Genomic DNA, 14,913 nt, shown 5'->3' with positions numbered 1-14,913 from the left:
CGGCACGTTCGTGCTTTCGGATCAGGTGCCCGAGGCTATGTAGGCGGCGAGGATGTAGTTGGGGTGTCTGTCGAGGTTCTTGCGTGCTCGGTCGTAGCGCATGGTGGTGCGAGGGTCGGCGTGGCGGGCGGCGATCTGGACGTCGCGCAGGTCGACGCCGGCGTCGAGCATGGTGGTGAAGTTCCGGGCGGCGCTGAGCAGTGCCTCGAACTGGAGGTGGGTCAGGCCGAGGGTGGGCGACTCGGCCGGCACGGCGGGACGGCGGACGTACTCGGCCGGCGAGTTCTCGAGGGCGCCGTCGATCACACAGGTGCGATAGAACCCGGCGACCACCGACGCGACCCGCGAGACCGTTGACGGACGGTAACCGCGGACCTCTTGCAGCCACCGGATGTAGAGCTCGATGTGAGGTCGTGCGGCTGTGAAGGGATCGAGGGCACGGTCCTCACACCAGGTCAGGTAACCGCGCAGGTCCGATTCGGTGTGGATCCGCGACTGACCCTTGAACCGGGCCAAGTAGGCGGCGACGGCCATCCGCAGCAGCGAGCTTCTAGCGACGACAACGCCGGAGACGGCCGGCCCCGAAGGAGAGGTGTAGGTGTCCATATACCGAGTGCAGGGTCGCCAGAGCACACCGTCAACCCATTCACCTAACGCGGCAGAAGCGGGCTGTTCGATTCGCGTGGTGCCGTCGGGCCTGATGCAAGACTGGAACGTATGGCGCTGACTCCGCGCGAAACGACGTTCGTGGTGCCGTTCTACCTGAATCTGATGAGGTTGAACGCCACGTGGGTTGGGGACGAGGTGTGGGAAGATCTGGTCCAGGTCGGCCGCACCGCCGAGCTTGATGACGTCGTTTGGCTGCTGAGGGTCGGCGCGTGGCGACCGGTCGTGATGGGCGCGTGGCTCAGTCTTCGCTTCGACCCCGGCCAAGTCGGAAGCGACGTCCTCGCCGCCCTGAGCGCTTCAGAGGGCTCACTTACAGCACCGCCGCTCGCCGCGGCAGCAGTCACGCTCACCGAGCTATCGGCGGCTCCAGCACTTCGAGACTCCCGAGCGCGGGCGGACGGAGCCTCTTGCGTCGTCCTGGATGCCGCCCTTGAGAGCCTGGGCGAAGAACCGATACACGAAGTCACGCCCGAGGACCTCGAGGCATTCGCCCAGTTGCTTGCGTTCGCCAGGCGACTCCGAGATGCACTGATCGCGGCCTGAGCCGCGGCGAAACGTCAGCAGCTGGCACAGCTCCGTCAAGCACCTACTGCGTCAAGACAAGGGACGACTCGTCTGGGCGGGCGAGACGCGACGATCGTACGCCGGGTGATGTGCGACAGAGCGAGAGCGCGGATCGCGGCATGTGCGGACGTCTGGGTGGGCGGCTGAGACACTTCGGCCATGAGGTCGGTGCAGGTGTTCCCGGTCATGGACCTGCCTCGGCTGCTGTCCCTGCTCGATAGCGCAAGACCTGATCCAGGCGTTGGAGGACCAGCGCTCGTTCTCCGCGTCCGAGGTGGACGCCCTGCGGCAGGAGGGCCAGGAACTCGCGGGGGTGTGGGTCGAGGTTCGCGTGTCCGGTCGCGGGGACTACCAGGCTGAGATGCGTGATCTTGTTGAGCGTCTCCTGGCCGAGGGCGGATGCGCGTTCGACGACTACTCCGACGACGCGTGGTCACTCGAACAGATCCGCCACGGCCGTCCAACGGGCCAGACCTTCCGGGCCTGATGGTCCCGTACATCGGTACGAGCACCGGATCGCGGCAGATGAGGGCGTTGGATCTACGCCGCACCCGCAGCGAAGCGGCAGTAGGGGCTTACGGGTACGCCGCCGGGTCGGCTGAATCTACGTCCGCGCCGAGAGTTGCTGCTCCCAGAACGGCTCTGCCTGCGACTCGACAAACCCCAGCACGCCAGCAGCGAGCGCTTCGTAGTCCTCATGGGGCCGCAGCTTCGCCGCGCCCGCCTCGTAGTTTCGCGGCCCGAAGACGAACCAATGATCGCCCTGGGGAAAGTCCGCACTTCCAAGTCGCGGCCGAGGCGCGGGGATGTCTTGGGCCGTCACCTTGTGAGGAGCCTTGTGCTTGCCCCAGGAGGTAGTGAGGCCGTCAGGCCCACACTCAGCGACCTCGACGGCGAACCTTCCGCCAGCTGGAAGAACTGGAAGCTGATCAAGCAGACTTGGGCGTCGGAACGGCGACGCAGGTGCGGTAGAGATCCGGTGAATCCCTTTGGACGTAGGTGCTGTGTGATCGCATCCTTCAAGGCGCCATCCATCGCCTCACGCGGCGTCATTGCCGTCTCCCTCCGGCGCTGTCGACGTCAAGATCCTCGTCACGGTCGCCTGCAACCCTACTGGGCCAGAACGCCCCATCATCGGCAGATCCGTGCGTTGCCGTCCGTCATGTGGCGGGCAGGCTTCTAGCCCTGTCGCAGATCACCCGGCGGACATGTGTCGCGCATCAGCTGTCGGATCACACCCGATTACAAGCAGGCCGACGACCTGCCAGCAAGGTCCGTGATCGTCCATATTGCGCGAGCATCCGGGGTGTGAGCGGCCCGCGCGAGCGATCGCCGTCCATGGTTGCCCAGGTCTTGTGTTAGCAACGGCGTTAGCAGGCCCGACGCTGTGGGTTGCCCTGGTTGTGCCCTCGACATTGCTTCTGCCACGCTGCCCGAGTGGAGGCATTGCTGGGGGACAAGCACAAGTTCGCCGCCGAGATCGGCGACTGGGCCAGTCCGAACCTGTGTCGAGTAGACCTGTGGGCCGCCGATCAGTGGTTGACCTGTGACGACAACATGGCCTTCGTCCCCCAGTTCCGCAGCTCTGTGAGCGACACTGCTGCCTGGGTGCGGTCCGGCCAGGGCTCGCCTCCGCCCTTCGCCCGCCTACCTGTCGCAGCCACGCATCGGCGGCTGCTCGCCGGGTTCGCGATCGACCCGGAGGAGGACGACGGGCTGCGCGAGGAGTTCTGGATCCTCCAGTGGGGACCCACGACCGACAACATCTCGGCCCTCGGTTTTCGCCAAGGGACGCGCCTGGCGATCACGTTCCAGTTCTGGCGTGAAGAGCACCTGGTGAAGCATCCCGAACATGCGGGAACAGTCTTCGAGATCGACATGGAGGTCGCGGAGTTCGCCACGACCCTCGACGATCTCGCCGCCAGTCTCGACCGCGGCCAGGCCTGCGTCTGATCAATCACCGGACGGTGACAGACGCCCTGCAAGCTCGCCGCGGGAGATCGAGCTTTGAAGGCTGGCGCGGACCCCTGGTCACGCCTCCCGTCTCGCCTGGCGGCTAGCCCTAAACGACCGCACATGACCGCCGGAAGCCGTGGCTAATTGCACGATAGTTGCACGCCGACCAGGCCGGCCGCGCGCTCTAAAGGTCTTCGGCCAGGTGCTGCGCGTACTGGCGAGCGAGCACATTTAGACACGAAAGATCCACACATCCATCGGTCGGCCGATCACGAGCACGTCACCACCAGGCGCGAAACCCGCGACGCGGACCTCCTCGCCCTCGCACAACTGCTGAGCCGGACTATCACCCGCAACAACCATGACCTCCTCGCCGGAGATCGCGATCCTCCAGCGGCCCGACTCCCTCGGCAGCCAGCCGCCAGCGAGGCCCGCGACCCGAACCCACTCCTTGGACGTCACCGTCAAACACGAAGGGCCGGACGCGTCGAACCACGCCGAGCTGCCTTCATCACGATCACGCGCCACCCGCGCACCCGTCGCCAAGTCATATTCACCGCGGCCCTGGTAGCTGGCAACAAGCAGCCGCGACCCCCCAACCGGAGACCTCGTGGCCACCATAGCGGTGACGAGGCGGTTCGACCTTACTGATGCGCAGTGGGCGGTGCTGGCGCCGTTGCTGCCCGCGCCGTCGCGGTAACGTCCCGCCACGGCGCGCCCACCCGAACCCGCCACCGGATCCCGTCAATGAGCTGCCGTTTCGTCCACTGCGACGGCCGACCAGAGCCGGCCTGTTATGGGTCCTGGCAGGCGGTGTATGGGCGAAAGATCGAGTTCAACGTCAAGGATGTCCTTGACGTTGACGGTTTCGTGTCCACGCCACAGGTCACCGATGTTGCCTGCGGATGTGGCTAGCTGTAGCCATTCGCCAGGCTTGATGACGGCAGTGAGCGCCTCGGCCCTCATTACCCTGCCCCTCTCAGGGACGAGAACGCTCGGCAGTGCCTACCACGCCGTCTACCTGCGACTCACCCCCCAACCGCTCCCCACCCCACCAGACGCCGTAGATCGTCCGCCGTTCATGCCACAAACCATGCCTGGGCCACAACAGGCCGACCATGATCGGCCTGCAAGACCGATGCCGCCCATTCGTAGGCATGACCAATGGCGGACTGTAATTTGCATACAGGCCTTGACGTCGATCAGGCCGCACCGCTTCACTCCGGTCACCGAGTCGACGGGATGTGGATTCCGACTGATTGCCGGCGTGGATCACTCCCAACCCGCCAAGGAGCTCAATCCTGCTACTGGCTACGCACTTATTTATGGCGCCAGGTTTGCGGTCTCAGTTAGAAAGCTGCGCAATGGCGCCGTCGACCTCGCTCAAGAGGCGTTCAGTCTCGGTTTTCCATTCCACGCCTTCACTCCCCTCCACCCACAGCCCGTAAATCTCTGAATCGTTCCGCAAAACCCTAGAAAGCGCCCGAGATGCCAGCGTCAACAAGTCGGGGGGAAGGTCTGAAACGATCTCTTCCAAGTCAACCTCCCGCAGGATATCCCCCTCGGACTTGAATTTCGCCATGACGATAACCGAAGCCGCTATCGCAGACTGACCCAGGTCTACATCGAGGTACCCGACTGACGCCTCAAGAGTTGACGAGAGTACTCTTTCCAACTCTCGAGCTACTCCTGCGGAATCCATGTCACCGAGGTCTCGACACAGATCCGTTGCCGGGTCGTTCTCGAACGGACCCATACCCCATGTACCCATGTAGCCACCCCTTAAACTCGCAGGCGGATCGTGTGGATCTCAGCCAAGCTCCACACGCAAACTTTCAGCGGTTACATTGGGCCGACCGGCATAATAATCCTCGAGACGACCCTCGACATGGTCGGCTGCCCAGACTGCGACACGTTCCAGGTCGATGCATTCAGCTGGACTTACCTCTCGTTCATTACCTAGTGGATCGACGAGGGTGCATTGATTTGGATCAACTACGTCCTGCCAAAAGAATAGCGGAATTGAAGGAAGGTCCTTTTTATCGAGGCGGAACAGAATTGGACCCCACCCGTCACGAGAGTACGCTCCACGCTCCACCATGAGTATAAACAGTGGAGACTCGCCTGGCGGGCGTTGATCGTTGAGCGCGCTCGCTGCAGGGTAGAACGCGATATACGGGAAGACCTCCAGCATCACCGCGTATGCGAAGCGGTCATCAGCGAGCGGCACCCTCAGAACCCCGCCGGCCGAGAAACGTACAGCCACCGCACTACCCCTCCATTCCTTGCGTCACTACTAAGGAGTCCAACCTGGCCTAGATTCTACCAGCCCGAATCGAGCGGTTGCGGCACCCACATAGAGAGGAAGGCGTGGATTATCGCGAGCAATTCCACGAATGGAGTTCCCCGATGTCCCTCCGTCGCTCTTCGCGCCTCCCCAGAAGTCAATGAGCTGCTGCTCGCGACCTCGGATGGCCTGATACGCAGGGTCGCTATGGCGTTGCGCGTAGGGAAGAGTGGAGACAGTGGATCTATCGGGCGTTGCGGCTCCCCACCCATCTTTGGCGGTCCTGTGGTGCCCGGAATCGCGAGCTGCGACGATCTGGGCCGGCGTGCCCCATCCGGACGTACGCCCCGTATACCTCTGGCCAGTTATGGAATTCACCTTCGTATAAGTTACATATTTCTTGCACTCCCCCTGGCGCTTTTCACAACGGCTGTTGTCACCGTCACTGTCATCCTGGCATCCGGCGGCCTGGGGCGAGTCCCCGCAGGTCATAAGTAGGAGTCCTAGCACGCCTACTACTCGCACGGCGCCTTCCGCTGCGCCCGCCAGCAGGTCATCAGCTGCGGCGCGGACGGCCGTACTCCGCCAAATCGGTGGTACCCCAGTCAGACCAATCTTCGTGCCCTCACCGGAGCTCCCGGAGCCATGATCAGATGGCTGAGGAGGAGCGGCCTGTGGGCTCGGGGTCGGCGTGGGAGTCGAGTCACCACTGCCCGAACCGCCAAGGTCAGAGATGTCGGCCACGTTCATGTGGCCGTCGAGTTCGATGCGGGTGATGGGGTTGCCGGCGGCGAAGGCGTAGCGGTTGCCGGTGAAGGGGTCGGTGGTCAGGTTCATGTCGGCGAGGGCGCCGTTGTAGGAGTCTCGGGACAGGAACCGGTTCAGGCCGGGGCTGTAGTCGCGGAACCCCATGTCGTAGCTGGCGGTGCTGGAGTCCCACCGTTTGGCGGTGTAGCGGTAGGGGTTGTAGGGCTCCTTGGTGGGGTCTTGGGTGTCGGGTTTGTCGATTCCGGTGAACTGGGCGTCGTCGTTGTTGCCGTAGGCGGTGTAGCCGTAGGTGGCCTTGGTGTCACCGCCATCGTCGGTCAAGGTTTCGACGTCGGTGTGCGGGCTGTACCCGTAGTAGCCGTCCTCCTCGACCCCACCGGCCTTGTGGGTGACCTGGGACAGCCGCTCACCCCACGGGCTGTACTGGTAGGACTTCGTGACCTCACCGCCGACGGCTTCGGTGAGCACCTGGTCGGTCAGGGCCAGGTAGTCGTATGTCGTGGTCTTCTCCCCGGTGGCGCCGGCGTTGACGGTCTTGGAGGAGGTCCGGTCCAGCGGGTCGTAGGTGTAGTTGGTGGCGGAGGTGGAGCCGGTCTCGCCGAGTTTTCGGTACTGGCTGATCCGGTCGAAGCCGTCATAGACGTACCGCTCGAGCGTCTTACCCGCGGCGGTGACCGTGTCCAGTCGGCCGAACGGGTCGTAGTTGTAGGACGCCTTCACCCCGCCGGTCGTGGCGGACTGCAACCGGTTCCGCTGGTAGTCGTAGTCGGTCTCGACACCCTTGATCGTCTGGGTGATGACGTTGTTGTTCGCGTCGTGCTTGTAGGTCTCGGTGCCCGCACCTGTCCCGGTCTTGGTGACCTGGGCGATGCGGTCCAGCGGGTCGTAGGTGTAGTCGCTGGTCGTGGACAGGGTCGCGGCGTGGTTGTCGGCGTTCATCTTGACCGCCACGTCACTCTTCCGGTTGCCGTTGGGGTCGTAGGTCAGCGTGTGCTCGGTGACCACGGTGCCGTTCGGCTTGGTCTCCAGCTGGTGCTTCAACAGCCCGTCGAGGTAGTAGGAGTACTCGACGGTGTTCCCGTTCCCCTTGGTCTCCTGCTCCCGCTCACCGCGGGAGGTGTAGGTGAAGCTGGTGACCTTCGGATCGGCATCCGACGCCGACTTCTTGTCGGTCACCTTCGACAGCAGGTCCCGGTTGTCATAGTCATAGGCCGAGGGCTGCCCGTCGTGGGTGCGGGTCTTCGGGTTGCCGTTCTCGTCGTAGCCGAAGCTGGTGGTGTGCTTCACCTCAGCGTCGGGGTCAGAACTCGCCTTCTCCTCGACCTTCTCGACCTGGTTCAGACCGTCGTAGGTGACCTTGTAGGCGCCGATCGCCGTCTTGGGGCTGAGGTCGGCGATGTCGGTCAGGTTCCCGTTCGGGTCGTAGCCGTACTCGAACGAGGACTTCTCATCATCGGCCGGGTCACCGGACCGGTCGCGAACCAGTTTGATCGCGTCCGCGGTGACCACGCCGGTCGCGTTCTGGGCCAGGGTGACCTTCTGGTTGGTCTTGTCCTCGTCGAAGGTGAACGAGCCGAGGCTCACCCACGAACCCGTGTTGGTGGTCTGGTTCACCGTCTTGGGAGCCGTGCCGGTCGCGTGTGTGACGGTGTAGGCGGCGCTGCTCGCGGCGCCGGTGACCTGCGGGTACCTGACGAACACCTGGTAGGTGCCGTCCTGCGGGATCTTCAGCTCCCAGGTGAACGCATCGGTTCCCGCGCCGGCGGCGTGGGTGGCGTAGTCCGTGCCCTGGTGATCCGAGCCTGTGGTGCCGGTGGTCCAGGTGCCGGTCTTGGTGATGTTCTCGGTGTCGCTGTTGTCGGCCACCACGATCTGCGCCCCGGCCGGCACACCGTCGTCACTGCGGGTAGCGAGCTTCCCGTCCGGGTAGTACGTCCACGACATCGCCCGGTCCGCCCCGTCACCGGCCGCACCACCAGCCGTCAGTGTCCGAGACTTCTGCTGGCCAAGGTCGGTGTAGTCATAGACCGTGGTGATGTCCCACGGATCGGTCGACGTCTCCGTCCACCCGTTGTCGAAGTAAGTGAACGTGGTGTCGTTGGTCGTCGCGCCGTCCCCGGCGGAGGGCGGCGCGAGCACCTTCTCCAGCCGACCGACCTTGTCGTAGGTGTAGGTCGTCCTGTTCGCCGAGTGGTAGTCCGGGTCGCCGGGCTTGTAGGGCGTCAGCTGTTCCTTGACCCGGTTGAGCTTGTCGTAGACGGTCTCGGTCACGAAGTCGTCATCCACCTCGGGGGTGTCGACACCGCGGGGGCTGATCACCTTAGTGGTGTTGCCGACCTCGTCGTACTTGTACTGGGTGATGTGGTAGACGACCCCGCCGTCGTTCTTGTGGGGCACCTGCACCTGCGACGGCTTGCCCCGCTCGTCGAGGGTGATGAGGGTCTCGTTGCCGTCCTGGTCCTTCGTAGACTTCACCAGGCCGTCGAGGTCGTAACCGGTGCCGGTGGTGTGCCCGTCAGCGTCGGTGGTCACCGTCACCTGGTGGTTCAGGTTGTAGCTGTACTTGGCGGTGAAGTCATCGGAAGCCTCGCTCGCGTTCTTCCGCGGGTCGACGACCGTCTTCAGGTTCCCCACGTTGTCGTAGCCGTAGGTGATCTCGTCGCCCTCAGCGTTCGTGACCGAGATCAACTGGTAGATCTCGTCGTAGCCGTAGCTGGTGACGAAGTCGTCGGGGTCAGTGGTCGTGAGCGTGCCCTTAGGCTCCGTCTCCGACTTCAGGTTCCCGACCTTGTCGTAGGTGAAGACACTCTTGCGTTCCGGGCCGCCCGAGGTGTCCTTCGGCTCGGTCGAGGTCTCCAACTGGTCGCCCGCGTCGTAGGTGGCCGTGTAGACCGCCCCGTTCGGCGCGGTCGCCACCTTGACGTTGTCGTTCGCGTCGTAGACCGGAGCCGGCGTGACGATGAACTCGCCCTTGTCCTCGTCCTTGGGCTCCGTCCGCTTACCCGGGCGGCCGAACAGGTCGTACTCCTGGGTGGTGTCCTTCTCATACGCGTCGGTAACCGTGGTCACCATGCCGCGCTTGTTGTACTCGAACCCCGTCGTGTGGGTATACGGGTCGGTGATCAGCTGCGGGTAACCGGACGACAGTTCGTAGTCGTCGTACTTGGTGACGTTCCCGTTGGCGTCCTCAGACGTCCTCAACTGCCCGAACTCGTCATAGGTGTAGGCCGTGACGTAGTCACCGTCCGCCGCGGTGGCGGTGCCGGCCGGGTCGGTCACCGTCTCTAGATCACCATCGGGGGTGTAGGTGAACTCCCACTTCCGGCCCTCCGGCGACGTCTTCGAATCCAGTTGGGCGATGTGCTGCTTGAGCAGATCTCCGTTGTATTCCAGGTTCGTGCCGGCGGTGCCGTTCTTGTTCGCCTCAGCATCCGTAATCAGGAGGGGGTAGCCGGTCTGGGGGTCGTACTTCCAGGTGGTGACGGCCCCGCCGTCCTCCTCCAGCCGCTCCACGTTGTTGTCGTTGTCCCAGCGAACCTTGGTCGTCTGGGACTTGGCGTTCGTGGTCTGCGCTGGCCGTCCGAACCCGTCCGTCACAAAGGTCGAGGTGTGGCCCTCCGCGTCCTTGACCTGTGTCTGGATCGCCGCACTGGCCTGACCGTCAGGATCGGTGTAGGTGAACGTCGTGCCACCCTCGAGCCGGTCGGTGATGGTCTTCGCGAACCAGTGGAACTTTGGGTCATCGCCTACTACGGGCGTGTAGTAGTCCAGCTTGGTGTCGTGGACCCTTGGGTCAGTAACCTTGACCAGCTTGACGTTCTTGTTGCCCTGCGCAGCGTCGTAGGCGAACTTGAACGTCTTCGCCAACGGGTCACCGGCACCGTCGACCATCTTGGCCATCAAGCCCTTGTCGGTGTAGGTGAAGGTGATCGTCCGACCAGAGATATCGGTCAGCTGCCTGAGGTGGTCGATGATGTGCGGGTTGGTCAGGCTAGATCCGGACTGCTCGACACCGGCGTCATCGATCCACTTGTAGCCATCGCCCTTGGCGTAGTAGTCCAGGGTGAGCGTGTCCCGCCCCTCGGCGTCGGTCAGCCGCTTCAGGAACTTGGTGGGTTGGTTGTTCGACTGCCGCTGCTCGTAGGTGAAGGTCAGCTCGTTGTCGTTGTTGTCGGCGATCGCCGACAGGTAGCCGTCACAGTCGAAGAAGAACTTGGTGCGGTCCGGCCGCGTCATCACCCAGGCACGAGACTCTTCAGTCTTGTTGTCACACTCCACCAGGCGCTGCAGGAACAGATGCACACCCGCCGGGCTCGTCCACTCGTTCGCCGTCGCGTCCCAGCTGAAGATGTGGCTTGTGCCGTCCCCGTCGGTGAGGGTCACCTCGGTGGGGTTCTTGTTGGGGTGGAAGTCCAGAGGCGTGCCCAGTCGGGTCAGCGACGACGCCTGCAGCGACCATCCGTACCCGGCCACAGTGTCGGAGGTGTCGAGGGAGTTGTACGCCAACCTGACGAACGTCGAAATACCGCGTGAGGGGTTGGAGAACGCGTCGTAGGACCAGACCGTGTTCCCGGCGAAGGTGTTCGTCATCACCGCCGAACCCGCACCGGTGTTCTTCCCCACATAGGAGTAGAACTTCTCCAGACCCAGCTGGTTGGAGGTCGGGTCCTCCACCGTCGTGTTCTGCACCAACGGCGGGATCTTCGGCGTCTGCGATAGGTCCGACAGCCACTGCCCGGTGACCTTGTTGAACAACTCCCACTGCAACACGTAGTCGTTGCGCTTGTTACCCGAGTCGGAGTTGATTGGCGCCTTCAACGGCGCGCTGACGGTGACACTGTCCCCGGGCTGCACGTCCTTCGTCAGCGCCGTCTGCGTCGAACTCCCCGCCTTAGGCACGGGGCTACCGTCCGGCAGGGCCCACCGGTAGGACACCACCCAGTCCGAGGCCGCCCACTCCGCCCCAGTCGTGTTCGTCACCGTCACATCGACCGGATACGTGTCGCCCGGAACCATCCGCGCCGGCGTGTAAGGCGCGTAGTACGTCGACTCCGCCGTCTTCTCCAGATAGGTGACCTCAAGCTTCGGCTGCAGACCAAACCCGTCCGCCTCGCTGGAGAGGAACGAAGCACTCAGCGGGGTCGTGCTGCTTCCGTTGAACAGCATCAATAGGCCGTGGTTACTGGACTGGTCCGGGTCCGCCATCCAGTCGATAACCGCGCCCTTCACGTTCCACGTGCTCCACGCCCCGGTCTGGCCGGTGAACTTCCCAAGGGTTCCCGCCACCGCCGTGTCGTAGGCACCGCCCGGGGTCCACGAGGTCGCTGCACTCGCCTTGTTCCACGTGACGGTGGGCTCGTCGAAGTCCTGAGTGAGCTTGTGCACGTCCCAGGAGGTCCCAAGTGGCGGGTCCCCGCTGCCGCCATTGCGCCACAGACTGAACCGAGAGTCCACGACCACCGCACCTGCCGGTATCGAGGAGAGGTCGAATTTGAAGACCGCCCGGTCGCCACCTGTGACGCCAGGGCTGCTGCTTACCCACAGCTGTGTTTCCCCACCTCGCGGCGTGTCGGCCGGGGTGAGAGACAATGTGGCGTCGTCCGTCTCCTGGGGGCCCTGCAACAGGCGGACGATCCGGCCCGCCTTCGGAAGCCGGACCTGCCTGACCTTCGAAACGGTCAGTCCGCCGTCCTTGGTCTTCACCGCCAGCCGGTAGTAGTACGTCGCGCCGTAGAGGTCCTCACTGTCGGCCGGGGTCGGTATCGCGGTGGTGTCGGTGTAGGTCGTCGCGGTCTTGTCCACCGGGGCGACCAGCGTCGCCGCCGACGGAGTGAACTCCGGGTTGGTGCTGCGGTGGACCTGGTACTCAACGATGTCGTTGGCATCAGCCGAACTCGGGTCGACATACGGCGCCCAGTCCAGCTTCGCGCCAGTCGCATACACCAGCTCGGGAACCTTCAGATCGACACTGGACTGGAAGTAGCCCTGCACATCGATCGTCAGCCCGGATGCGGCCGAGGAGTAGATGTTGAGCTTTCCGCCAGTCCCCAGCGCCAGGATGGCGGTGCCGGTGACGTTGTTGTCCGCCAGGTTGTAGCTCAGCATCTGTGCAACCGGCCGCGGCTGGCCCGCCGGCCAGCCGATCATGATCCCCTTCGCCGCCGGCTGCACCGCCGTCACCGACACCACGACGGAGGTCACACCAGTGGAGGGGACGACCACGTTTCCGCTCGCGTCCTTCGCACCCGAGATCTGAATCGCGCGGGTCTCACCCCCAGCAAAATCGGTGCTGCTGGTGTAGATCCGGCGTGGACTGATCGGCACATACAAGTCCCGACCGCTCTGGGTGGAGTCCAGGTAGTAACCCTCGACGTCCACGATCAGCCGCATCTGGCCCAGGTTCGCGAAGACGCTGATCTTCCCGCCCGCACCGAGCTTCACCTGCGCCAAAGCAGACGCGATCTGCCCAGCCGAGGCCTGCAACGTCGACACACCCGGCTGGGAACCACCTGAAGGGAAAGCCTGCACGGAGGTGTTGACGGTCGTGTTGTCGACCGTCAGGTTCACCGCGACAGCCGACACCCCACTCGTGGGAACACCGCCCAGCCCTGTCACCTGGATGTCGCGGATCTCGCCGCCCACGAGCGGGGTCCGGCCGGAAAGGTTGGTGTCATAGACCCGGCTCGGCGTCACCGCCACGAAGGTTCCACCAGCCGCGGTGACCGTGGAGTCGGTGAAGTAACCCTGCACATCGAGGATCACGTGCGCCCGGCCCCACCGGTTGAACACGTCGATGTCGCCGCCGGTGCCGATCTTCGTGATGACGGTGTTCGCCTCCCAGTTCCCCGCCGTAACCGACAGCTGGGAGACCGTGGGGCGCGTTTGACCCGTTGGCCAGACCGTGAACCACGTGTCAGCTGAGGCGTCTGTGGCCGTCACGGACAACACCACCGCCGACACCCCCGACAGCGGGACACCACCCGCGCCGGTGATGTGGAACGAACGCGACGTGGCCTCCTCCAGCGGCGCCTGCGTCGTCCCCAGACCATTTCGGGAGTCCACAATCCTGGTCGGCGGCAGCGGCACATACTCCCCACCAGCCGCCTCCGTCCCCGAAGACGCCGACGGAGCACTCGCCCGAACCCCAGCAGCCGGCGCCCCAGCCTTCACGCGCTTCGACGTCACCGCCTGCCGCGGCGCACCCGCTCGCACCGGAGCCGTGGCATATACGGATCCGCCCGCCCGCACGGACGCGCTCACCTGCGCCGATGCCGAGGTGGCCGCCCACGCCGAAACCGCCCCCGGCGGCGCCAGCAACCCCAGCAACACCCCCAGCGCAGACGCCACCACCAGCACCCGCCGCGGAAACGACCACGGCCTCCGCACCGTGGCGGCACCGCCGAGCCGGGCACTTCGAGCACGACGAACCCACGCAGACATACGACTCCCCACCCCAACCAACAGGCCACACGGCCGGACAAGATCCGCAAGAAGTAACGGCACCCAGAACGAAGGGGTCACGCAGAGTCCGGATTCGGACACACCTTCAGAGCCCGAATCCGCACCTCACATGAGGCGAAGTGCGCCACACCGCTCGTAGACCAGGCCTCGCCCAACAGGGCAACCCCGGCTGGGCGCCTGACTTGCTCGCCAGCCGCCGGGACCTCACCCGTGGTGAGCGACACTCTCGTGCATGAGTGACGAGTCCAGGCGTGCTGTGGTGGCGGCGCTGATCAGGCTGGCCGACAGCACTGAGTACCGTGATCGCGCTGATGCGGGGACGTGCCTGGCCAGTTACGCTGAGATGCCCGAGGCTGGCGCCACGCTGCGTCGGCTCGTCCTCGACGCTGTGGACACCTACGTCACCAGGTGGACGGCCGCAGCGCTCCTTCGACGGATGGATCGGGCCGGCTTTGCGATGATCGCGTCCGCCTTTGCATCGGCCGATGACCAGACTGCCGATTGGATCTTCACCGCTGTCGAGGACACCGTTGGGCACAGCGAAAGCGACCTAGCCGTAGCGATGGCGGAGTGCGCCGCGCTGACGTCGGGCGACGATGATGAGCTGGTCCGCAGCGGCGCCGGCCGGCTTCTGGAGGACATGCGTCAAGCGCTGCGTGCGACAGATCCCCAGAATTGACGGCCACGTCGTCGCTCGACTTGGACGGCGCAAGTCGAGCGTGACTTGACGCGAGCACCAGCTTGGTTGGGTGGCGCGGCACTATTCAATTTCATCGCCGCACTCGTGATAGACGTACTGATCGATGTCGAGCGATGCCCTGGCTGTACCCATCCACGCCAGCAGGTCGGCCCCGAGGAAGATGCCTCTCTGCCGTGGGTCGTTGAGGTCTCTGATCTCCTGAACGATCTCCAGGGAGACGGCGGCCTCCCCGGACTCGGCGAGTCGCCCGAGGGCGTCCGCAAGATCCGGACCCCACCCGACGACCACCGGCTCCAAATCCTCTGGCCTTGCGCAGCCTTCCGCCGCCACGACACGTCGGATCCAGGTCGCATGCGACCGCGGACGCGACTCCGGGCGCTTGCGACTTCCGATCGACGTTGACTCGTCGGGCTCCACTCCTAGCCTCTCGGAGATTTCCTCCGGCTGCAAAGACTCGCTGACCACCCTGAGATACATGCGAAATGCGCTCATGGCACGTACTGGTAGT

Annotated in this window: 11 protein-coding genes; 4 read left to right on the top strand and 7 right to left on the bottom strand. The window is 64.4% G+C overall.

Features of this window, described 5'->3' with window-relative positions; genetic code table 11:
* Positions 1-21: 21 nt before the first annotated feature.
* A complete protein-coding gene (locus tag HEB94_RS11605) occupies positions 22-606 on the bottom strand; it encodes a hypothetical protein (protein ID WP_202896280.1) in 585 nt (194 codons plus the stop codon).
* Positions 607-717: 111 nt separating this feature from the next.
* Here HEB94_RS11605 and HEB94_RS11600 point away from each other — a divergent pair, with 111 nt between their 5' ends.
* Together HEB94_RS11600 and HEB94_RS11595 are read left to right on the top strand one after the other, a co-directional pair.
* Positions 718-1,212, top strand: coding sequence for a hypothetical protein (locus HEB94_RS11600; protein ID WP_192749906.1), 495 nt, complete (start codon positions 718-720; stop codon positions 1,210-1,212).
* A gap of 262 nt (positions 1,213-1,474) precedes the next feature.
* Positions 1,475-1,720: a hypothetical protein gene (locus tag HEB94_RS11595; RefSeq protein ID WP_192749905.1), complete on the top strand. Its 246-nt coding sequence runs from the start codon at positions 1,475-1,477 to the stop codon at positions 1,718-1,720.
* A 117-nt stretch (positions 1,721-1,837) separates the two neighbouring features.
* On the opposite strand, the gene HEB94_RS11590 is transcribed toward HEB94_RS11595, so the two are convergent.
* On the bottom strand, positions 1,838-2,056 hold the full coding sequence (locus HEB94_RS11590; RefSeq protein ID WP_192749904.1) for a hypothetical protein: 219 nt from the start codon (positions 2,054-2,056) through the stop codon (positions 1,838-1,840).
* A 614-nt stretch (positions 2,057-2,670) separates the two neighbouring features.
* Between HEB94_RS11590 and HEB94_RS11585 the strand changes: the two genes are divergently transcribed.
* The gene (locus tag HEB94_RS11585) at positions 2,671-3,186 is read left to right on the top strand and encodes a hypothetical protein (protein WP_192749903.1); all 516 of its coding nucleotides are present in this window, start codon (positions 2,671-2,673) and stop codon (positions 3,184-3,186) included.
* Positions 3,187-3,420: 234 nt separating this feature from the next.
* Here HEB94_RS11585 and HEB94_RS11580 read toward each other — a convergent pair whose 3' ends face one another.
* The 4 genes from HEB94_RS11580 to HEB94_RS11565 form a co-directional block, all read right to left on the bottom strand.
* Positions 3,421-3,900 carry a hypothetical protein gene (locus HEB94_RS11580; protein ID WP_192749902.1) on the bottom strand — a complete coding sequence of 160 codons (480 nt, stop codon included), beginning with the start codon at positions 3,898-3,900 and terminating at the stop codon, positions 3,421-3,423.
* Positions 3,901-4,534: 634 nt separating this feature from the next.
* Positions 4,535-4,960 carry a DUF4259 domain-containing protein gene (locus HEB94_RS11575; RefSeq protein ID WP_192749901.1) on the bottom strand — a complete coding sequence of 142 codons (426 nt, stop codon included), beginning with the start codon at positions 4,958-4,960 and terminating at the stop codon, positions 4,535-4,537.
* Between the two features lie 39 nt (positions 4,961-4,999).
* A complete protein-coding gene (locus tag HEB94_RS11570) occupies positions 5,000-5,455 on the bottom strand; it encodes a hypothetical protein (protein ID WP_192757191.1) in 456 nt (151 codons plus the stop codon).
* Between the two features lie 30 nt (positions 5,456-5,485).
* Positions 5,486-13,330 carry a golvesin C-terminal-like domain-containing protein gene (locus HEB94_RS11565; RefSeq protein ID WP_192749900.1) on the bottom strand — a complete coding sequence of 2,615 codons (7,845 nt, stop codon included), beginning with the start codon at positions 13,328-13,330 and terminating at the stop codon, positions 5,486-5,488.
* A gap of 607 nt (positions 13,331-13,937) precedes the next feature.
* On the opposite strand from HEB94_RS11565, the gene HEB94_RS11560 reads away from it, so the two are divergent.
* Positions 13,938-14,384 (top strand): hypothetical protein, encoded by a 447-nt coding sequence (locus HEB94_RS11560; protein WP_202896278.1) that lies wholly within the window; start codon positions 13,938-13,940, stop codon positions 14,382-14,384.
* Between the two features lie 81 nt (positions 14,385-14,465).
* Here the strand turns inward: HEB94_RS11560 and HEB94_RS11555 are convergent, their stop codons facing one another.
* Positions 14,466-14,882: a DUF4279 domain-containing protein gene (locus HEB94_RS11555; RefSeq protein WP_238361492.1), complete on the bottom strand. Its 417-nt coding sequence runs from the start codon at positions 14,880-14,882 to the stop codon at positions 14,466-14,468.
* Positions 14,883-14,913: the final 31 nt, after the last annotated feature.

The sequence above is a fragment of the Actinopolymorpha pittospori genome (genome assembly GCF_014873875.1).
Taxonomy (GTDB): domain Bacteria; phylum Actinomycetota; class Actinomycetes; order Propionibacteriales; family Actinopolymorphaceae; genus Actinopolymorpha; species Actinopolymorpha pittospori.
Note: the sequence above shows the minus strand (reverse complement) of the source record. Positions and strands in the feature narration are given on the sequence as shown.

What these genes read in the sequence shown, in the direction of transcription:
- HEB94_RS11605 (WP_202896280.1), bottom strand. Translation starts at nt 606, where the DNA reads ATGGACACCTACACCTCTCCTTCGGGGCCGGCCGTCTCCGGCGTTGTC.
- HEB94_RS11600 (WP_192749906.1), top strand. Translation starts at nt 718, where the DNA reads ATGGCGCTGACTCCGCGCGAAACGACGTTCGTGGTGCCGTTCTACCTG.
- HEB94_RS11575 (WP_192749901.1), bottom strand. Translation starts at nt 4,960, where the DNA reads ATGGGTACATGGGGTATGGGTCCGTTCGAGAACGACCCGGCAACGGAT.
- HEB94_RS11560 (WP_202896278.1), top strand. Translation starts at nt 13,938, where the DNA reads ATGAGTGACGAGTCCAGGCGTGCTGTGGTGGCGGCGCTGATCAGGCTG.
- HEB94_RS11555 (WP_238361492.1), bottom strand. Translation starts at nt 14,882, where the DNA reads ATGTATCTCAGGGTGGTCAGCGAGTCTTTGCAGCCGGAGGAAATCTCC.